The following is a 20,452-nucleotide window of genomic DNA, read 5'->3' as shown; positions in this document are numbered from 1 at the left end:
GCGCCGACGGCCCCGTGCATCACTTCGCGAACAGTTGCCCGATATCGCGGAACGCCTTGAACTCGAGCGCATTGCCGCACGGATCGAACAGGAACATCGTCGCCTGTTCGCCGACCTGCCCCTTGAACCGCACATACGGTTCGATCGCGAACGTGACGCCGAACGATTTCAATCGCTCGGCCAGCGCTTCCCAGCTCGCCCAGTCGAGCACGATCCCGAAATGCGGCACCGGCACGTCGTGACCGTCGACGGCATTCGTATGCGCGCCTTCCTGCGACGCCGTCTTCGGATGCTCGTGAATCACGAGCTGGTGCCCGTAGAAGTCGAAGTCGACCCACTGCGTGCTCGAACGCCCTTCTTCCAGCCCGAACACACGGCCGTAGAAATCGCGCGCGGCCGGCAGGTCGTAGACCGGAATCGCCAGGTGAAACGGGGAAAGACTCATGGTTGCCTCGTGAAGGAACGCTCGCGTGGCGCGAGGACCGCACCATGGTAGACAACGCCAGGCAAAAATTAAATCAATATATAGTTTTGTGATTCACAAACGGAATTGATCAATGATCCGCGAGCTGAAAACCCTCGTCGCCGTCGCCCGCGAAGGCACGTTCGCGGCCGCGGGCAACCGTATCGGACTGACGCAGGCAGCCGTCAGCGCGCAGATGCAGCGCCTCGAAGCCGAACTCGGCTTCGCGCTGTTCGACCGGCAAGGCCGCTCGGCCCGTCTCAACGAGATGGGCCATCACGTGCTCGGCCAGGCGCAGGCGCTGATCCGCCAGTACGAGAACCTGAGCTCGACCGCGCCCGGCTCGCCGGCCGCCGTGCGCGTGACGATCGGCGCGATCGCGTCGGTACAGAGCGCGCTGCTGCCGGCCGCGCTGGCCGAGTTCCATCGCCGGCATCCCGCGTGCCGCACGCGCGTGATACCGGGACTGTCGATCGAGCTGGTCAACCGCGTCGATGCGGGCGAGATCGACATGGCCGCGATCATCCGGCCGCCGTTTTCGCTGCAGAGCGACCTGCACTGGACGACGCTCGCGCAGGAGCCGTTCCGGCTGATCGTGCCGCGCGGCGTGAAGGGCAAGGATTGGGCCGCTCTGCTCGCGAACGAGCCGTTCGTGCGCTACGACCGCGCGTCGTTCGGCGGCCGGCAGGTCGATCGGTTTCTGCGGAAGATGCACATCGCGGTGCGCGACACCTGCGAACTCGACGAGCTCGACGCGATCGTCAAGCTGGTCGAGAACGGCGTCGGCATCGCGATCGTGCCGCAGACCGCCGTGTACCGCCGCTGGCCGGCCGGCGTGCGTGCGATCGACCTCGGACACCACACGTTTCACCGCGATATCGGGCTCGTGCATCGCGCGCGGCGGACGATGTCGGAGCCCGCGCAACTGCTGGCCCGGTTGATCGAAGAGGCGTCGCGGCGGCGCCCGCCGTCGCAGGCGGCCTGAGTCTTGCCCGGCGACGGCGTGGTCGTTGCGGACACGAACGGCGCTGCGCTAACACATTCAATACAGCCAACCAATTCGGTTCATTAAATAATTAATTGACGGATCGATAACAATATCCCGATCGCCGCGATCCCCCTGAGAATCGCCGCAAATTATTAACGAAATCCGCACAACGAAGTAGCGAAATCTCGAAATTACAACCAATTGATACGCGATTTTCAATAATTCAGATCCCTCAATAATGAATTCCGCAGTACGTATCTGTCTTCCTCAACCAACAAAAGAGAATTTCATTTTTGCCGTTTTATTCCTGACCTGTAGTCTCCTGCCATTCCGGATCGCGAACACAAGCCAATGCGCAAGGAGATGAAATGAAACGCACGACCCTCTCGCTGATTTCCGTCGCGTCATTCGCGGCAATGCCCGTCGCGCATGCGCAGTCGAGCGTCACGCTGTATGGCGTGATCGACACGTCGATCACCTACGTGAACCATGCGCAGGGCAAGGACAACGCGTGGATGCTCGGCAACAGCAGCGCGGGCAACCTGGCCGGCAGCCGCTGGGGCGTGAAAGGCACCGAGGATCTCGGCGGCGGGCTGAAGGCGCTGTTCCAGCTCGAGAATGGCTTCGACCCGAGCAACGGCCGGCAGGGTCAGGGCGGCCGCCTGTTCGGCCGTCAGGCGTTCGTCGGCCTGGCGAGCGACCGCTACGGCACGCTCACGTTCGGCCGCCAGTACGATCCGCTCGTCGACCTCGTGCAGGGCATCACCGCCGACAACTATCTCGGCAGCGCGTTCGCGACGCCGGGCGACGTCGACAACTACGACAACAGCTTCCGCGTCGACAACGCGGTGAAGTACACGTCGGCCGTCTATTCGGGCCTGCAGTTCGCGGCGATGTACTCGTTCGGCGGCATTGCCGGCAGCACGGGCTCCGCGCAGTCGTATTCGGCCGCCGTGTCGTACAACAACGGCCCGTTCAGCGTCGCGGGCGGCTACTTCCACGCGACCAACAGCCCCGCGTCGAACGGCCCGCGCAGCGGCTGGACCAGCTCGTCGGACGGCACGTTTGACGGCCCGATCAACAACGGTTATGCAAGCGCGCACTCGATCGGCATCGCGCGCATCGCGGGCCAGTACGTCGCCGGCCCGTTCACGTTCGGCCTCGGCTACAGCAACGCGCAGTACCGCCGCGACGCGAGCTCGGTGTTCGGCTCGAACGAGCACTACAACACGGGGCAAGGCTTCGTGAACTACCAGGCGACGAACGCGCTGCTCGTCGGCGTCGGCTACAGCTACACGCGCTCGGGCGGCGACACGTCGGCCACCTATCACCAGGTATCGGCCGGCGCGGACTACAACCTGTCGAAGCGCACCGACGTCTACCTGACCGCCGCCTACCAGCACGCGAGCGGCCAGACCGGCGACGGCAACGGCGGCTCGATGGCCGCGCAGGCATCGATCGGTTCGTACGGCTATGCGGGCACGAGCTCGCAGACGATGGTCAACCTCGGCCTGCGTCACCGCTTCTGATGCGAAGCGGCCGGTTGCGCACCGCGCGGCCGGCCGGAACCGCATGCACTCGCACGGCGGCTTCGGCCGCCGTTGTCTTTCGGTCGTCTTTTCATCGCCCTTTCCGGCCCGGACACCGATTGCCGGGCGATTTCCATTCCGCTTGATTCAGCGCCGTTTTCCCGGCATGACTGACGCGATGCGTCAGTATTCAGCGCGTCGCCACTGCACCGGCATTCGCCGAAAAGGCGGCTATTTTTACCGATCCGACTTCGTCGCGACCGCTGATCCGACGCGATAAAAAGGCGAGACGAGCACCCGGGCAATTGCAAAGGAAAGTTTGACGCGAGCCATTTGTCTGCTCGCTATGGCAAACTTCGCGTCTCTCGTCATTTCCTTGCATCGGGCGGCCGGATTCCGCCCCATCCTGCCATGCCGTGTCAGACAACCCGTTCGATCAGCCGCGAAACGCTGAAGATCGCCTCGACGATTGCAATGTCGTGCGCGCTGCACGGCGTCGCGCGCGCCGATTGCCTCGACGACGCGGCCGCGTTCCAGCACGTGAGCGTCGCCCTGATGCGCGGCATCGCGCAGGTCGAATCGGGGATGAATCCGAACGCCGTCAACACCAATACGAACGGCACGGTCGACATCGGCCTGATGCAGATCAACAGCACATGGCTGCCGACGCTCGCGCGCGAAGGCATCACGCGGGAGAGCCTGTTCGATGCATGCACGAACGCGTATGTCGGCGCGTGGATCCTGTCGCAGAACATCCGCCAGCTCGGCCCCAACTGGAACGCGATCGGCGCGTACAACTCCGCGTCGCCCGACAAGCGCCTCGCGTATGCGCGCAAGGTCTATGATGCAATCCGGACCATGCCGGATTCGCCGGATACTCCCATGCCCATCCTTCCACCGTCCTTTACGCCGCCGCAGCAGAACCAGGCGTACAACCCGTTCGCGAGCCTGAGCGTGTCCGCCCCGCAGCAGGTCACGCGTCCGCGCACGATATCGTCGGCCCCGCCGCCGCCACCGCAAGGCGGCCCCGCCGGCCCGGCCGGTACGTACAACTTCGGATGGTCGGTCACGGGCGCGGACCAGGCGAAGCCGACCCAGGTCTTCGACGACGGTGCGCGGATCTACGTGCAGTTCAGCGACATGAAGCACGTGCCGGCGATCTTCACCGAAACGTCGTCGGGCCGCGTGCTGATGTCGTGGGAGCTGCAGTTTCCGTATGCCGTTTTGACGCGCCCTGCGCAAACGTTGATCTTCCAGCTCGGGCCGTTCGAGGCGCGCGCGCAGCGTGGCGCGGCCGGGGGCGCAGGCATGACCGCGCAGACGGGTACGACGGCGCAGCGGCCCGGTGCGGCGACGGCTGCCGCTTCGCATTCGAAGAAGTCCGCCGATGCGGCAGCGACTACAGCGGCCAATTCGGCGGCAAAGCGCACGGCATCGACCGATGCGCTCTGGTATCTGAACACGCCGTCGACGTCGGGATCGTCGGCCGCATCGCCATCGACGTCGAATATTCCGGCCACGCTGCCGACGGCCGTGACGTCGAACACACCGCCAGCCGTGCCGGCTCAGGCGCCGGCTCAGCCGTCGCGCGTCAGTACCGATGCGCTGTGGTACATCTCGAAGTAACGCGCGCTCGATCGCCCGCGTGTCGCGGCGATCATTTCTCGCGGGTCGGCGGCAGTTCGGGCGCGTTCATGTCGCCCACCCAATGCCGTTCTTCCTGAAATACACGCGCAGATAACGCGACGCCGACGATTCCGGCCGCGGAATCGTCACGTCGATCGTCTTGTGCTCCGCCGGATGCCACGCTGGATGTCGGCCAGCGGTTGCGCGAACACCCATGACAGTTTCACCGTCCGCGCCGGCGTGACCTTGCAACCGCAGCGAACCCGCCGCCGGCGCAACCCATCACCCGCGCCGCACCCAGATCACCTTCCCGTCGCGAATGCCGAGATTGCGGCGCTCCGGTCGGTAATCCATCGTGCCCGGCAACGCCTTGCCGTCGCGCTCGAGCACGCGCCACAGGCAGCCGTCGAGTTGCGCGACCGTATCGGCCTCGGTCTTGCCGACCAGCGCATCGTCCTGCGCCGCGTCCGCCTTGCATGCCTGCGACGCGCCCGCCTGCCCGCCGCTCGCCGGCGAGCCGCCCGAGCTCGTGATTTTCGTGTTCATGTCCGCGCATCCCGAAAAAGTTGCGCCCGCAACCAGCGCCATCATCATCGCGATCGTCTTCTTCATCGATTTCTCCCTGTCGCACCCGGCGGGGCAAATGCGGCGTTCCTCGCCGGCCGGGCGTCACATGCATGATCGGTTCCGCGCGTCGCCAGCCGTTTCCCGACGGATGCCGGCCGGCGAACCGCGGCCTCGCGCACCCCGGCCGCGCCGATTCGGCGTACCGGAGTCACGGGCTCGGCCTGACGCCGAAGCCGCCTGAATGTTACCGCACGCGATCGGCCGCTACGACGCGGCGCCGGCGCATCGAGCGGTGCGCACGGTTCGATCGCACGGGCCTCTGCCCGCCAGCGCGACTTGGCATTCGCGATCGCCATCGGCGACCGGTTCAGAACTTGTAGGTCACGCCCGCAATGCCGTAGTAGTTGCTGCGCGACTGGACGATCGGACTGTCGCCGTAGCGGCCGAGCAGTCGCGTCACGCCGCCGGTCGCGAGCACCGACCAGTGCCGCGACAGGTTCCAGTTCCACGCGACCGCCATCGATGCGCTGTCGATCCCGCCGCTCGTCGAATACGGCCTGAACCGGCTCGTCATCGACTGTGCATCGGTCACGCCGTAGAACGTCTGCGTATAGCGTCCCGAGCCCGCGTGCACGGTGCCCGTCACGACGATCTCGTGCTGCGCGGTCTTGAGCACGGGCACCGCGAGATCCATGTGTCCCGATACGCCGCGCGACGTGTGCGTCACGGGCGTGTCGATCGTGACGCTCAGTTCGGCCGCATTGAAGAGCGTCACGCCCGCTCGCACGCCGACCAGCACCGAGCCGGGAATCCGGCCCATGCCCTTCAGGTAGTCGGAGCCCGGCAGGTCGAAGCGGTTCTCGTCCGCGCGGCCCGCATCGTAGCTCACGGCCGCCGACACGAACACGCCGTGCGGCAGGTCCAGCCGGTAGCCGGCGCCCTGCGTAGCGTCGATGAAGAAGCCGTTGCCGAACGTCGCGGAAAACGACGGCGCGACGACGCCGCGATACTGGTTGCTGCCCTGGTAGCGCGGCGCGAAACCGCCGCCGAGCGAGATCGAATACTGGTTTTCCGCATGGGCGGCGGCAGCGAGGGTCAGGCCGGCGAGCGGCATGCAATAGCGATAGCGGCGGAGAGTTGGGCGCACAATATTGAGATAAGAGTGACGGAGCCCGCAGTCTAGGTGCCGCCTTGCGCGCAGACTGTCCTGAATCTGCGGCGAATCTGTGCTCAACTGTGTTCGATTGTTCGAGATTGTCGTACCGCTGCCCGGGCCGCCGGTACGCCGGATAGAATTCGCGTGCCGCGCCGCATACCGGCCTGCCGGGGTACGAGATCGTGCGTGCATACTGAGGAGAAAATGAACGACAATCCGCTCAAATACCGTGTACTGCTGATCGAGGACGACGACCGCCTCGCGCAGCTCGTCCGCGAATATCTCGACGGCTATGAATTCGCGGTGACGGTCGTGCGGCGCGGCGACCTCGCCGTCGCGGCGGTACGCGAGCACCAGCCGGCCCTCGTGATACTCGATCTGATGCTGCCGAACCTCGACGGCATGGAAGTCTGCCGGCGCATCCGCGCGTTCACCAACATTCCCGTGCTGATCCTGACCGCGCGCGCGGACGTCTACGACCAGGTCGCGGGCCTCGAGACGGGCGCCGACGACTACGTGACGAAGCCGATCGAGCCGCGCGTGCTCGTCGCGCGCGCTCGCGCGCTGCTGCGCCGCGCGCAGCCGGTCGCAGCGGAAACGCCGGTTGCCGCACCCGAAGCGCTCGTGTTCGGCGAACTGTCGATCTCGCCGCCGAACCGCACCGTCACGTGGCGCGGCGAGCCGGTCGACCTGAAGACTGCCGAATTCAACCTGCTGCTGATCCTCGCGCGCGCGGCCGGCACCGTGCTGAGCCGCGACGACATCCTGAAGCAATTGCGCGGAATCGAGTTCGACGGACTCGACCGCTCGGTCGATTCCGGCATCTCGAAGCTGCGCCGCCGCTTCGAGGATGCTTCATCTGAGCCGCACAAGATCAAGACGATCTGGGGCCGCGGCTACCTGTTCAGCCCTTCCGCGTGGGACGAATAAATGCTGCGTCCGTTGATCAGGCTGTACCTCGTCGTGATCCTGTTCGTCGCCGCGTCGATCGTGTTCATCCAGCTGTCGTTCGACCGGATCTTCTACGAGCGCGTCACGCAGGCGCAGCGCGACTCGTTGACGACCTACTCGTTCGTGCTCAACGACTACCTCGAACGCCATCCGGGCGGGCAGCGCCTGCTCGCGCTGCGCGAGCTCGCGAAACACGGCAACGAAGGGTTCGGTTTCCTGTCGATGGCCGCCGCCCGCGCGCAACTGAGCGGTGCGCCGCTGCGCGATCTCGATGCCGGCAGGATCGCGATCAGCTACAACGGCAAGGATTACTACATGCCGCTCGCGGACGGCTCGGTGCTGCACGCGCGCCCTGTCGAGGCATCCGATCTCGACATCAAGATCTATGCGTACCTGCTGCTCGCGCTCGCCACGCTGTTCGCGGTGGTGCTTTGGATTCACTATCACTGGCGCGACCTGCGCAAATTGCAGGAAGCCGCGCGCGCATTCGGCGCCGGCGCGCTGTCGACGCGCGTGAAGCTGTCGGGCAAGTCGAACATCGACGAGCTGTCGAAGCAGTTCAACGACATGGCCGAGCGCATCGAGGCATCGATCAAGCAGCAGCGCGAAATGATGCACGGCATCTCGCATGAACTGAAGACGCCGCTCGCGCGGCTCGAATTCGGGCTCGCGCTGCTCGCCGAACCCGACGAAACCGACCGGATGCGCGAACGCCGCGACGCGCTGCGGCGCGACGTGCGCGAACTCGACGAGCTCGTCACCGAGTTGCTGACGATCGGCCGCCTCGAACAGGGTGCGAGCCAGCTCGTGCCGATGGAGGTGGTCGTCGATGCGCTGATCGACAGCGTCGCCGGCAACGTCGCGAACGACATCGCCGATCGCGGGATCGTGCTCGACGTGTCGACGCTCGGCACGCCCGCGACCCACGTGTGCGATCCGAAGCTCGTCGCGCGTGCATTGCTGAACCTGATCCGCAACGGCGCGCGCTACGCGTCGCGCAAGGTGCTGCTGGCCGCTGCCGGCGACCGGTCCGGCGCGCTCGTGCTGAGCGTCGACGACGACGGCGCCGGCATTCCGGCCGCCGAGCGCGCCCGCGTATTCGAACCGTTCCAGCGGCTCGACTCCAGCCGCGACCGGCAGACCGGCGGCTTCGGGCTCGGACTCGCGATCGTGCGGCGCGTCGCGCTGGTGCACGGCGGCGACGTGCGGCTCGAGGATTCGCCGCTCGGCGGCGCACGCTTCGTGATCACGCTGCCCGCGCGAACGCTGCCGGACAGTCTCTTCGACGTGACGGCAGAGCTCACGCACGCCGGCGCGCCCGGCGACGGCACGAACACGGCCGCGCCGCTGCGATAACGCACACGGGCGGCGCACCACCCCGCCCTCGCCGGACCGGGTGCCGCCGGTGCGTGCGCTGCCGCTCAGCGTCGGCGCAGCAGCGCGACGAAGAACAGGCTGCCGAACAATGCGGTCACGATGCCGATCGGCAAATCCTCCGGCGCCGCGAGCGTGCGAGCCGCGACATCGGCCCACACGAGCAGGATCGCGCCCGTCAGCGCGGCGACCGGCAGCAGCCTGCCATGCTCGGCACCGACGACGCGACGGCACAGATGCGGCGTCACGAGCCCGACGAAGCCGATCGCGCCGCTCACCGCGACCATCGCGCCCGTCGCGAACGATGCGACGACAAACACCTCGCGCCGCATCCGCGCGCTCGGCACGCCGAGCGCGGCCGCCGCGACGTCGCCCGACATCAGCGCATTCAGTTCGCGCCGTCGCGCATACAGCGCGCCGCCGGCGAGTGCCGCGCACACGCCCGGCACCGGCAGCAGATCCCAGCGCGCGAGCCCGACGCCGCCGAGCATCCAGAACAGCACCGACGACGCGGCGCGTTGATCGCCGAGGTACAGCAGCAGATTGCCGAACGCGGCCATCATGAACGACACCGATACGCCCGCGAGCAGCAAGCGATCCGATTCGAGCCGGCCGTGCCGGTAAGCAAGCGCGACGACGCACGCGGTCGCCGCAAGCGCGCCCGCGAAGGCGGCGGCCGACAGCGTGAACGGGCCGAACGCCGCGCCGGCCACCACCGTGACCGCGACGGCGCCGAACATCGCGCCCGCGCTGACGCCGAGCAGGTGCGGATCGGCGAGGCGGTTCGCGGTCGCCGCCTGCAACGCGACACCGACCGCCGCCAGCGTCGCGCCGACGATCGCGGCCAGCAGCGCACGCGGCATCCGGATCAGCCACACGATGCTGTCGTCGCCCGCGCCCGCCGCGAGCGCGCCGACAGCGCCGAACGCCGACGCGAGATGCGCGGCGACGATCCGCACCGCGACCGGCATCGCGATCGGCGCGGGACCGAACGCGGCCGATACGACGATCGACACGATCAGCAGCACGGCCAGCGCCGGCAGCACCACCCGCATGCGGGGCCGCGACACACGCTCGCCCGCGCTCATCGTGCCGGGCCGGCGAACGCGGCCGGATACATCGCGCGCGCGAGCGTCTCGACGGCCGCGACGTTCTCGGGGCCCGGCGTCGCCGCATCGTACGGAATCACGACGAAGCGCCGCTCACGGATCGCGGCCACGCGCGCGAGCGCCGGCTGGCTCAGCAGGAACTGCTGCTTCTGCGCGGCCGTCACCGCCGAATAGTCGACGATCACGATGACCTGCGGATCGCGCGCGACCACGCTCTCCCAGTTCACCTGCGTCCAGCTGCGCGGCACGTCGTCCATCACGTTGCGCGCGCCGGCCGCCGCCAGCAGCGCGGTCGGCATCGCGAGTCCGCCCGCCGTCATCGGCTTGTCGGTGCCGCTGTCGTAGACGAACGCGCGCAGCGGCGCCGGGCGCCCGATCGCGCGCGACACCGCCGCGAGACGTGCGCGCATCGCGGCGACGACCTGTGCGGCGCGCGCGTCGACGCCGAAGATCCGGCCGAGATTGTTCAGGTCGCGGAACACGTCGTCGAACGACGCGGCTGATTGCTTCATCACGTGCGAGCACGATTCGGTGAGTTCATACGTGCGAATGCCGAACGGTGCGAGCGTCGCGGGCGTCACCTGGCCGCCGACATGCATTCCGTAGTTCCAGCCCGCGAGATAGAAGTCGGCGCGCGCGGCGGCCAGCACCTCGAGCGACGGATACTGGCTCGCCAGTTCGGGCACGCCGCGCAATGCGTCGCGCACGCGCGCGGTGCCCGTCTTCCAGCCGCCGATGCCCGTATAACCGACGAGTCGGTCTTTCAGGCCGAGTACGAGCATCATCTCCGTCAGGTTCACGTCGTTGCTCACCGCGCGCGTCGGCGCGCGCTCGAACGTCACGTCGCGATCGCAGCTGCGCACGGTGACGGGATAAGCGCCCGCGTGAACGGCAGCGGCGCCGAGCACGGCAGCGGCGACCAATCGGCGGGATACGAGGGATAACGAAGGTAATGGCATGACGGTCATTCCGGATGAAGCGGCGTGATGCGCGGCCGGCCCGTGACGGGATGCCGATCGACGAGCGCGGCGACGCCGAACACGTCGCGCAGCAGCGCTTCGGTCAGCACGTCGTCCGGCGCGCCGGACGCGACGATCCGGCCGTGTGCGAGCACATGGAGCCGGTCGCAATACGCGGCCGCGAGATTGAGATCGTGAATCGTCGCGAGCGTCGCGATACCGAGGCGCCGCACGCGCGCGAGCAGTTCGAGCTGGTGACGCAGGTCGAGATGGTTGGTCGGTTCGTCGAGCAGCAGCAGTTCCGGTTGCTGCGCGAGCGCACGGGCCAGCAGCGCGCGCTGCTTCTCGCCGCCCGATAGAGACGCGAAGCGTTGCGCACGGCGCTCGGCGAGGCCGACGTCGTGCAGCGCGGATTCGACGATCCGGCGATCGTCGGCCGACTCCGCATCGAACGGCCGCTTGTGCGGCGTGCGGCCCATGCCGACCAGTTCGTCGACCGTCAGCCCGAAATCGTCCGGGCTCTCCTGCTGCAGCACGGCGATCCGCTGCGCGACCGCGCGCGGCCGCATGCGCCACACGTCCTGCGCATCCAGTGCGACAGCGCCCGCATCCGGCCGCGCGTAACGGAACACGCAGCGCAGCAGGCTCGTCTTGCCGCTGCCGTTCGGGCCGACCAGTCCGACGAACTCGCCTGCGGCGACGCTCAGCGTCACCGAATCGAGCACGGCAATCGCGCCGCCGGGAGACCAGCTCACGCGGTCGATTTCGAGCATGTGTGCCACCGGAGGCTCGCCGCGCCGCACTAGAAGCGCATCGTCGCGACGAGCTCCGCCGAGCGCGACGGACCGAGCAGCCATTGCTCGCCGCCGTTCGACGTCGTCACCGCGTATGTGCGGTTCGCGAGATTGCGCAGATACAGCGCCAGCTCGGTGCGCGACGTCGGCTGCCAGCGCAGCGACGCATCGAACACCGTGTGCGACGGCACCTGCAGGCGGTTCGCATCGTCGCCGTATGTCGCACCGACGTAGCGCACGCCCGCATTCGCCTGCCAGCGCTCGGCGAACGCCCAGCCGAGCCACAGGTTCGCCGTCTGCTGCGGCACATTGGACGGCACGTTGCCGGCGCGCGACACCGTGGTACCGCCAGCCGCCTGGTTGAACGCGTCGTAGCGCGCGCGCAGCAGCGCGACGTTCGCATCGATCGTCCAGCCGTGCGGCAGCCGCGCGCCGCCCGTCAGCTCGATGCCGCGCGACGATTGCCGGCCGACCTGCCGGCGCAGCGCGGGATCGACCGGATCGGTGCTGAGCAGGTTGCGCTTCGTGATGTCGTACGCGGCAAACGTCCAGTACGCGCGGCCGTCGAGCAGCGTCTGCTTGACGCCGGCTTCCCACTGTTCGCCGGTCGCAAGCCGGTAGTTCGCCTGCGACGCGGACAGCGTCACGAGCGAGCCGAGGCCCTCCGCGCCGGTCGTGTACTGCGCATACGCGCTGAGTGTCGGCGCGACTTCGAACACGAAACCCGTGCGCCAGCCGACGTTCGCGAAGCGCTTGTCGAAGCCCGCGCCGGTCACCGCCTGCTCGCGGCGGAACGCGATGTGGTCGTAACGCAGGCCGCTCACCCACGCGAGCCGCGGCAGCACGTCGAGCCGGTTCTCGGCGAATACCGCGGCCTGCCGCGCACGCGTGCCGAACTGCGGCACCGTCGGGTCGGGGCTCGCGAACACGCCGGGATCGAAGCCGTGTGCGGCCACCGTCGATTCGCCGCCGTACGGCGAATTGTTGGTGCCGTCGAACGTGATCTGGCTGAACTCCGTGCCGATGACGAAGCGGTTCGCGCGGCCGAACAGCGTGCCGTCGAAACGCGCGCTCAGCCGGTCGCCGATCTGCCGCTGATGGTGGCCGATGTCGAGATAGTCGCCGCGCGTCACGAGCCCGGTCGCAGGGTCGAGCGCGTACGATTCGGCGTTGCGCCAGTGGCGGTTCGACGTCAGGTAGTAAAGCTGGTTGTCGATCGTCACGCCGGCCGTGGGCCGGTAGCGGGCCGACAGGCGCGTCCACTGGTCGTAGTACGCGATCGTCGCATCGCCGACGTTGTAGTTGAGCTTGCGCAGCGACGGATCGAGCACGCCGTTCGGCGCGGGCACGCCATAGTACGTCGCCGGCATCTGGCGGCCGTAGTCGTAGTCGAGCGTCAGCATGAGTTGCGGACTCACGTCGAACTTCAGTGCGCCGCCGACCGCCGTCGTATGCGTATCGGCCCGCTCGGCGAGACCGGTGGCGCGTGCATCGCTCGCGTAGAAGCGGTACGACAGCCGCGGGCCGAGCGCGCCCGTCGTATCGAACGCGATGCGCTTCGCGCCGTCGGGGCCGGCGCCGACCTGCAGCGTCGTCTCGCGCGTGCGCTGCGGCCGCTTCGGCACGACGTTCACGACGCCGCCGATCGCCCCTTCGCCGTACAGCACCGACGCCGGGCCGCGCAACACTTCGATGCGCTCGACCGACCACGTATCGAACGGAAACGTGATCGTGCCGGCGGCCGGCATCAGCCGCACGCCGTCGAGCAGCGTCATCACCGATTCCTGGCCGCTGAAGCCGCGCACGCTCAACGCGGTGCCGCCATTGCCGGGCGCCATCGCGCTCGCGAACCCTGCCGTGCGCGTGACCGCATCGAGCACCGTGCGATCGCCGCGCGCTTCGATCGTGTCGGCCGTGACCGTCTCGACGCTCGCGGGCGTATCGAGGCTCGCCAGCCCGAGCCGCGAGCCCGTTTCGAGCGGCTGCGTCAACGGGTCGGCCGGCGCCGGGCGCGCGGTGACACTGATCGCCGGCAACGCGTGCCGGTCGTCAGGTACGGGCGCTGCCGCTTCGGCAGCCAATGCGCCGGACGACGCCATCGCGCAACCCAGCAGGGTCGTGCAGCCGCGCGCCGCGCGTGCGCGCCAGGCGCCGGTGTTCCGGCGCGACGCGGCATGGTGCCGCTCCCCGCGCGCCGGGTTGTTTCTGGATTTCGTCACGTCGTATCGATCTTCGTGTGGTGTCGTCGCCGGCCGGGTTGCCCGGCACGGCCGGCCGACGACGAAAACGTCAGATGATACAATATATCAATTTGCTTCGTCAGGGTTTTGTCAGCCTGGGCCTGCGTCCGGCAGGATCACCACCTTGCCCTTCACCTGCCGGTTCGCCATCCGCGCGATCGCGTCGGCCGCGCCGGCCAGCGACACACGCTCGGTGATCGCCGGCCGCACCTTGCCGGCCGCGAACCATTCGGCAAGCAGGCGCATGTTCGCGACATGCTGCGCCGGGTCGCGGCGCACCGCATCGCCCCAGAACACGCCGAGAATGTCGCGCTCCTTGAGCAGCGCCAGATTCAGTGCGATCTTCGGGATCTCGCCGGCCGCGAAACCGACCACGAGGAACCGGCCGTGCCACGCGGTCGCGCGCAGCGCCGCCTCGCTGTATGCGCCGCCCACCGGATCGTAGACGACATCGGCGCCGCGCCCGCCGGTCAGCTCGTCGACGCGGCGGCGCAGGTCTTCGGTCGAATAGTCGATCGTCTCGTCGGCGCCCGCTGCGCGGCACAGCGCCAGCTTGTCCGCACTCGACGCCGCCGCGATCACGCGCGCACCGAGCGCCTTCGCGATCTCGATCGCGGCGAGCCCGACGCCACCCGCCGCGCCCAGCACCAGCAGTGTCTCGCCCTGTTGCAGGCGCGCGCGCTGCTGCAATGCGTGCAGCGACGTGCCGTACGCGAGCACGAGCGCCGCGCCCTGCTCGAACGACATGCCCGGCGGCAGCGCGGCGATCTGGCGCACGTCGGCCACGCACTGTTCCGCGAACCCGCCGTGCCCGGTGAACGCGACCACGGAATCGCCGGGCCGCCACCCGGTCACGCCTTCGCCGACCGCATCGATCACGCCGGCGAACTCGGCGCCCGGCGAGAACGGCAGCGCCGGCTTCACCTGATACAAGCCCTGGACGATCAGCGCGTCGGGGAAATTGAGCGACGCCGCCTTCACCTGAATCCGGACCTGGCCCGCGGCCGGTTCGGGAATCGCGACGTCCTCGATGCGCAAGCGGTCGATCGGGCCGAATGCGGTACACAACAGGGCTTTCATGCTCTTCTCTCTCCTTGCGCGGCGTGGCCGGGCATCGGTACGGTTTGCGGGATACGCCCGCACGGCCGGCTCACGACGAATACGCGGCGGCCGGCTGAACCGGCATCCGCCACATCGTCAGCATTCCGGAATGTCGGCGCGGCACTATTCAGAACCACGCGTCGTGCATGTCGAGCGTCGTCGTGTCGACGCTCGACAGCAGATCGAGCTGCGCATCCACCTTCGGCAATTCCCAGCGGAAAAAATAACGGGCCGCCGCACGCTTGCCGTCGTGGAAATCGCCGTCATGCCCGTGCGCGGCGAGCGTCACGTCGAGCCACAGCCATGCGACGACGAGATGGCCGAACGCTTCGAGATAGACGCTCGCATTCGCGAGCCGCTTCTGCGGATCGCCGATCGCGCCCAACTGCTGCGTGAGCTCGCACAGCCGCGCCCAGCGCTGCGCCAGCGCATCGGCCTGCTCGCGTGTGCCGGCATCCAGTGCCCGCGCGCGTTCGACGGTTGCGCGGATGCGCGCGTCGAGCGCGCGCAGCAATGCACCGTCGTCCTGCGCGACCTTGCGGCCCAGCAGGTCGAGTGCCTGGATCCCGTGCGTGCCTTCGTGAATCGGATTGAGGCGATTGTCGCGATAGAGCCGCTCGACCGCATAGTCGCGCGTGTAGCCGTAGCCGCCGTGCACCTGGATCGCGAGATCGTTCGCGGCAAGGCACCACTGCGACGGCCAGCTTTTCGCGATCGGCGTCAGGATGTCGAGCAGGCGCGTGGCATTCGCGCGCACCGCCGCATCTTCATGCGCGCGCCCTTCGTCGACCAGCTTCGCGCAGTAAAGGATCAGCGCGAGGCCGCCTTCGACATAGACCTTCTGCGCGAGCAGCATGCGCCGCACGTCCGGATGCTCGACGATCGGCGCCTGCGGCGCGGCCGCATCCTTGCCGGCCGGCCCGAGCGGACGCCCCTGCGGCCGGTTGCGCGCGTAGTCGAGCGCGTGCAGATAACCCGTGTAGCCGAGCGCCACCGCACCCGCGCCGACACCGATGCGCGCCTCGTTCATCATGTGGAACATGTATGCGAGGCCATGGTTCGGCTTGCCGACCAGATAGCCGATCGCGCCCGCACGCCCTAGCGGACGATAGCGCGTGCCTTCGCCGAAGTTCAGCAGGCAGTTGGTCGTGCCGCGATAGCCCATCTTGTGGTTCAGGCCGGCGAGCACGACGTCGTTGCGTTCGCCCGGTGCGCCGCCGTCGGTTCCCGACAGATACTTCGGCACGATGAACAGCGAGATGCCGCGCGTGCCGGGCTGCATGCGGCCGTGTTCGTCGGGAATCTTCGCGAGCACGAGGTGGACGATGTTCTCCGCCAGCTCGTGTTCGCCGCCGGAGATCCACATCTTGTTGCCGGTCAGCCGGTAGCGCGGGCCCAGCGGCGAATCGCGTTCGAAATCCGCGCGCGTCGCGATGTCGGACAGTGACGAACCGGCTTGCGGTTCGGACAGGCACATCGTGCCGAGGAAACGCCCTTCCAGTTCCGGGCGCGCGAACGCGTCGATCTGCGCGGCACTGCCGTGCGCGACGAGCAGATTCGCGTTGGCGACGGTCAGGAACGGATAGGCGGCTGTCGCGATGTTCGCGGCCTGGAAGAACAGGAACGATGCGGCTTCGACCAGCTTCGGCAACCGCATGCCGCCGAGCGCTTCATCGTGACCCGCGGCGATCAGCCCGGCGTCCGCGAACGCTCGCACGGCCGGTTCGACTTCCGGGATCAGCGTCACGCGTTCGCCGTCGAACTGCGGCTCCTCGCGGTCGCCGCGCGCTGCGTGCGGCGCGAACAGATCCGCGGCGATCCGCTCGCTGGTATCGAGCACCGCATCGAAGGTCTCGCGGCTGTGCTCCGCATAACGCGGCAGCGCGACGAGCGATTCGGCATCGAGCCAGTCGTACAACAGGAACGCGAGATCGCGTCGCGACATCAACAGGCTCATCGTGCCGTCTCCCAGGGTGCCGGCCTTGTCAGCCGAATGAATGGATCCGTAATTGCAAGTGCTGGCAGGAATTTAGCACGGTCGTTCGCAAACAACAACGACGGGCACGTGTGCGGAAATGTGGGTGAACATCAGATCGTCCCAGCCGAACATCGCGGTAACGCGACAGGCCGCCGCCGGGTTGGCCCGTGCATCCCATTCGGCGGGAGACACCGCCTGCTTCAGGCCGACATCGGATGAGGCCACGTCGACACGCCTCGTTCAGGGATTTCAGGGATTGATGCGAGCCGGGCCGCACGATGCGGCCCGGCTCGAGGGTATTGCGTCAACCCGCCTGCGGTTTCGCGAGCTGATCGGCGACGGGCAGGCTGCGGATGCGCGTGCCCGTCGCCGCGAAGATCGCGTTGGTCAGCGCCGGCGCGACGGGCGGCAGGCCCGGCTCGCCGACGCCGCCGAGCGGCGTCGCAAAGTCGTCCGGCGCGACGAGATGCACGCGGATTTCGCGCGGCGCCTCGTTCATTCTCAGCACCTGGAAGCCGTTGAAGTTGCTCTGTTCAGGATGGCCGTCCTTGAACGTGATCTCGCCGTGCAGCGCAATGCCGAGCCCCATCACCACCGCCCCCTCGAGCTGCGAGCGCACGCGTTCCGGATTGACCTGCGGCCCGCAGTCGATCGCGATGTCGACGCGCGGCACCGAGATCTTGCCGTCCGCACCGACCTGCACCTCGCACACCGCGGCCGTGTACGACACGAAGCTGCGATGCGCGGCGATCCCGAGCCCGTGCCCCTTCGGCAGCTTGCGTCCCCAGCCGGCTTCGCGCGCGACCGTCTCGACCACGCGCCGCAGCCGCCCGGTGTCGATCGGATACAGCGCGGGATCCTCGCCGTAGTTCACGTTCTTCACCGTGATGTGCGGCTCGAAACGCCGTGCGGGCCCGATCAGCTCGAGCAGGAAATCCTTCGGGTCGCGGCCGGCCGCGTGTGCAAGCTCCGACACGAAGCTCTGGACTCCGAACGCATGCGGGATGTTGTAGACCGAGCGGAACCAGCCGATCCGCGTGTGCGCTTGCGCGGCCGGATTCTCGATCCGCACGTTCGGAATCGCGAACGGCAGATCCGCGATCCCTTGCGCGAGTTCGCCAGGCTGCTCGTGCACGACGCCGGCCCTGAAGGTCGACTGGATCGACGGCGCGACCGTGCGATGCTGCCACGCGACCACTTTCCCCGACGCATCGATCCCGCCGTCGAACGCTTCGAGCGACACCGCGTGGAAATAGTCGTGCGCGATGTCGTCCTCGCGCGTGAACGTCAGCTTGACCGGCGCGCCGACCGCCTTCGACAGCAGCGCCGCCTCCACCACGTAGTCCGGTTTCGACTTGCGGCCGAAACCGCCGCCGAGCAGCGTCACGTTGACCGTCACGTGCTCCGTCGGCAGCCCGAGCGCCTTCGCGATCTCGTCGCGCGTGGTCTGCGGCGCCTGCGTGCAGGCCCATACTTCGCAGCGGCCGTCCGCCACGCGTGCGACGGCCGCGGGCGGCTCCATCGTCGCGTGCGCGAGATGCGGGATGTAGTACGTCGCGCGCACGCGTTTCGCGGCGCCGGCGAGCGCCGTGGCCGCGTCGCCGTCGCTGCGGATCACGTCGCCCGGCTGCGCGGCGGCCGCTTCGAGCGTCTTGCGATACGCGGCCGAATCGTAGTTCGCGTTGGGCCCGTGCTTCCAGTCGATCTTCAATTGCGCACGCGCCTGGATGGCCGTCCACGTGTCGCGCGCGACGACGGCTACGCCGCCGAGGGGCTGGAAGCCGGACGGCAGCGCCGTCGACGCGAGCTGCACGACCTTGACGACGCCCGGCAGCTTCTCGGCGGCCGATGCGTCGAACGACGCCACCGTATCGCCATAGGCCGGCGGTCGCGCAACGACCGCATACAGCATGCCATCGAGCCGCGTGTCGATCCCGTAGTGCGCACGGCCGCCGACGATGTCGCGGCCGTCGATCAATGCGGTTTTGCCCTTGCCGATATAGCGGAATTCGGCCGGCGCCCTCAGCGTCACGGTGGCGGGATCCGGTACCGGCAGCGCGGCCGCTTTCGCCGCGAGCTCGCCGAAGCCGAGCTTGCGCCCGCTCTTCGTGTCGACGACTTCGTGCACCGTCACCTTGACCTGGCGTGCATCGACGCCCCACGCCGTCGCGGCAGCCTGCTCGAGCATCGTGCGCGCGGCCGCACCCGCGCGGCGCAGCGCGGCGAAGCTCTGCCGCAGGCTGCGCGAGCCATCGGTGTTCTGGTTGCCGTAGCGCGGCTCGTCGCCGACTGCCTGCGCGACCTTCACGCGCGCCCAGTCCGCACCGAGTTCATCGGCCACCACGAGCGCGACGCTCGTGCGCACGCCCTGCCCCATCTCGGAGCGGATGCAGGTCACGGTGACGGTGCCGTCCGTTGCGATCGCAACGAACAGGTGCGGATCGTCGCGCAGCCCGTGCGGCATCCCGGCGCCGCCGTATTGCGGATTCGCGCTGACGGGCGGCTGCACCGGCACGGCCGCGCGCGCGAGCGACGGCACGCCGAACGCGAGCAGCAGCCCGCCGGATGCGAAGCCGAGCAGCAGCGCGCGGCGGCTTTCGTTGTGGACGGAGAGTTCGGGTGCGCTCATGCGGCACCTCCGCGGCGCACGGCCAGCCGGATTGCCGCGCGGATGCGCGTATAGGTGCCGCAGCGGCAGATGTTGCCGGACATCGCATCGTCGATGTCGGCGTCGCTCGGGTGCGGATTCGTCTTCAGCAGCGACGCGGCCTGCATGATCTGCCCGGACTGGCAGTAGCCGCATTGCGCGACGTTCAGTTCCTGCCATGCCTGCTGCAGCGGATGCGTCAGGTCCGTCGACAGTCCCTCGATCGTCGTCACGCGCTTGCCGGAAGCGGCCGCGACGGGCGTGATGCACGAACGGATCGCGACGCCGTCGAGATGCACGGTGCACGCGCCGCACAGCGCCATGCCGCAGCCGAACTTGGTGCCGGTTTCGCCGAGGACATCGCGCAGGTACCAGAGCAACGGCATGTCGGGATTGCCGTCGAAATGCTGTTCGCTACCGTTGACGGTCAGCGTGATCATCGTTCACCTCCTGGTTGCGACGCCCGCGTCGGACAGGCATCGAGTGGGGATTCGAACGGCGCGGCGCACATTCCGAACAACCAGGCAGGCGTGGCGCCGTTTCGTGGATCGTGTCGCCTGCAGACACGATCGGGCCGATGCCGCAAACGAGGCTGTCGTCCGGTTGCCTTCGCAACCTTTCGATGACATCCCGGTCAACCGCTCGTCCGCATGGATCGCCGATCGCATTATCGAACCATTTCGAATTTGCCGTCGGATCGAGGCGATTCGAGAGTTTTAGGCAATCGGGAAAGGAAGTTCAGACGGGAAAGGAATGTTGCGACGGGTCATGCCTGTCGGTGACGTCGCAGGTTACTTGTGTATCAGCGTCGCGATGCGCGGCGGAAGGCGTTTCTTTCTCGTTCTCGCACGCCGCCCAGCGCGATCAACAGGCCGAGAAACAGGAAATTGTCGATCGCGAAATCGCGCAAATGCAAAGGTCCGGCCGGCCTCCCGGCCGGACCGGACCTTCGCACGACCGCATCGAACGG

Annotated in this window: 16 protein-coding genes and 1 pseudogene; 5 read left to right on the top strand and 12 right to left on the bottom strand. The window is 68.0% G+C overall.

Translation table 11 applies throughout. The annotated features are described in order from the left end of the window. Window positions 1-19 precede the first annotated feature (19 nt). Complete coding sequence (locus MRS60_RS06630) at window positions 20-445, bottom strand: VOC family protein (protein WP_034183320.1); 426 nt, start codon at window positions 443-445, stop codon at window positions 20-22. A 112-nt stretch (window positions 446-557) separates the two neighbouring features. Here MRS60_RS06630 and MRS60_RS06625 point away from each other — a divergent pair, with 112 nt between their 5' ends. From MRS60_RS06625 to MRS60_RS06615, 3 genes are all read left to right on the top strand, one after another. Continuing rightward, entirely contained in the window at window positions 558-1,448 is an 891-nt protein-coding gene (locus tag MRS60_RS06625) for a LysR family transcriptional regulator (protein WP_105390652.1), read from the top strand. Window positions 1,449-1,819: 371 nt separating this feature from the next. Continuing rightward, window positions 1,820-2,980 (top strand): porin, encoded by a 1,161-nt coding sequence (locus tag MRS60_RS06620; protein ID WP_034183318.1) that lies wholly within the window; start codon window positions 1,820-1,822, stop codon window positions 2,978-2,980. A gap of 411 nt (window positions 2,981-3,391) precedes the next feature. Beyond that, the gene (locus MRS60_RS06615; protein ID WP_034183317.1) at window positions 3,392-4,606 is read left to right on the top strand and encodes a transglycosylase SLT domain-containing protein; all 1,215 of its coding nucleotides are present in this window, start codon (window positions 3,392-3,394) and stop codon (window positions 4,604-4,606) included. A 282-nt stretch (window positions 4,607-4,888) separates the two neighbouring features. Here MRS60_RS06615 and MRS60_RS06610 read toward each other — a convergent pair whose 3' ends face one another. Next, on the bottom strand, window positions 4,889-5,218 hold the full coding sequence (locus MRS60_RS06610; RefSeq protein ID WP_243565418.1) for a hypothetical protein: 330 nt from the start codon (window positions 5,216-5,218) through the stop codon (window positions 4,889-4,891). Between the two features lie 322 nt (window positions 5,219-5,540). After that, complete coding sequence (locus MRS60_RS06605; protein WP_175750015.1) at window positions 5,541-6,287, bottom strand: MipA/OmpV family protein; 747 nt, start codon at window positions 6,285-6,287, stop codon at window positions 5,541-5,543. Between the two features lie 246 nt (window positions 6,288-6,533). On the opposite strand from MRS60_RS06605, the gene MRS60_RS06600 reads away from it, so the two are divergent. Together MRS60_RS06600 and MRS60_RS06595 are read left to right on the top strand one after the other, a co-directional pair. Continuing rightward, window positions 6,534-7,259 (top strand): response regulator, encoded by a 726-nt coding sequence (locus MRS60_RS06600; RefSeq protein ID WP_034183314.1) that lies wholly within the window; start codon window positions 6,534-6,536, stop codon window positions 7,257-7,259. Continuing rightward, complete coding sequence (locus tag MRS60_RS06595) at window positions 7,260-8,636, top strand: ATP-binding protein (protein ID WP_243565417.1); 1,377 nt, start codon at window positions 7,260-7,262, stop codon at window positions 8,634-8,636. 65 nt (window positions 8,637-8,701) lie between these two features. Here the strand turns inward: MRS60_RS06595 and MRS60_RS06590 are convergent, their stop codons facing one another. The 9 genes and pseudogenes from MRS60_RS06590 to MRS60_RS06550 form a co-directional block, all read right to left on the bottom strand. Then, the gene (locus tag MRS60_RS06590; RefSeq protein ID WP_217590383.1) at window positions 8,702-9,742 is read right to left on the bottom strand and encodes a FecCD family ABC transporter permease; all 1,041 of its coding nucleotides are present in this window, start codon (window positions 9,740-9,742) and stop codon (window positions 8,702-8,704) included. Next, window positions 9,739-10,731 (bottom strand): ABC transporter substrate-binding protein, encoded by a 993-nt coding sequence (locus MRS60_RS06585; RefSeq protein WP_243565416.1) that lies wholly within the window; start codon window positions 10,729-10,731, stop codon window positions 9,739-9,741. The genes MRS60_RS06590 and MRS60_RS06585 overlap by 4 nt, the downstream gene beginning before the upstream one ends. Continuing rightward, the gene (locus MRS60_RS06580) at window positions 10,728-11,495 is read right to left on the bottom strand and encodes an ABC transporter ATP-binding protein (protein ID WP_081938554.1); all 768 of its coding nucleotides are present in this window, start codon (window positions 11,493-11,495) and stop codon (window positions 10,728-10,730) included. Before MRS60_RS06580 ends, MRS60_RS06585 begins: the two co-directional genes overlap by 4 nt. A 29-nt stretch (window positions 11,496-11,524) precedes the next feature. Continuing rightward, window positions 11,525-13,615, bottom strand: a complete 2,091-nt coding sequence (locus MRS60_RS06575; RefSeq protein ID WP_243565605.1) for a TonB-dependent receptor — start codon at window positions 13,613-13,615, stop codon at window positions 11,525-11,527. A 231-nt stretch (window positions 13,616-13,846) separates the two neighbouring features. Further along, window positions 13,847-14,836 (bottom strand): NADPH:quinone oxidoreductase family protein, encoded by a 990-nt coding sequence (locus MRS60_RS06570; protein WP_243565415.1) that lies wholly within the window; start codon window positions 14,834-14,836, stop codon window positions 13,847-13,849. Between the two features lie 148 nt (window positions 14,837-14,984). Next, window positions 14,985-16,814, bottom strand: a complete 1,830-nt coding sequence (locus MRS60_RS06565) for an acyl-CoA dehydrogenase (RefSeq protein ID WP_243565414.1) — start codon at window positions 16,812-16,814, stop codon at window positions 14,985-14,987. Window positions 16,815-16,916: 102 nt separating this feature from the next. Next, window positions 16,917-17,060 (bottom strand): annotated as a pseudogene (locus MRS60_RS06560) (class II aldolase); the annotation flags it as partial. Window positions 17,061-17,139: 79 nt separating this feature from the next. Next, a complete protein-coding gene (locus tag MRS60_RS06555; RefSeq protein WP_217590378.1) occupies window positions 17,140-19,464 on the bottom strand; it encodes a xanthine dehydrogenase family protein molybdopterin-binding subunit in 2,325 nt (774 codons plus the stop codon). After that, window positions 19,461-19,922: a (2Fe-2S)-binding protein gene (locus MRS60_RS06550; protein WP_034183306.1), complete on the bottom strand. Its 462-nt coding sequence runs from the start codon at window positions 19,920-19,922 to the stop codon at window positions 19,461-19,463. Before MRS60_RS06550 ends, MRS60_RS06555 begins: the two co-directional genes overlap by 4 nt. Window positions 19,923-20,452: the final 530 nt, after the last annotated feature.

Origin of the sequence: Burkholderia pyrrocinia (assembly GCF_022809715.1) — a bacterium.
GTDB classification, from domain to species: domain Bacteria; phylum Pseudomonadota; class Gammaproteobacteria; order Burkholderiales; family Burkholderiaceae; genus Burkholderia; species Burkholderia pyrrocinia_C.
The sequence above is the reverse complement of the archived record's forward strand: the minus strand, read 5'-3'. Positions and strand labels throughout refer to the sequence as shown.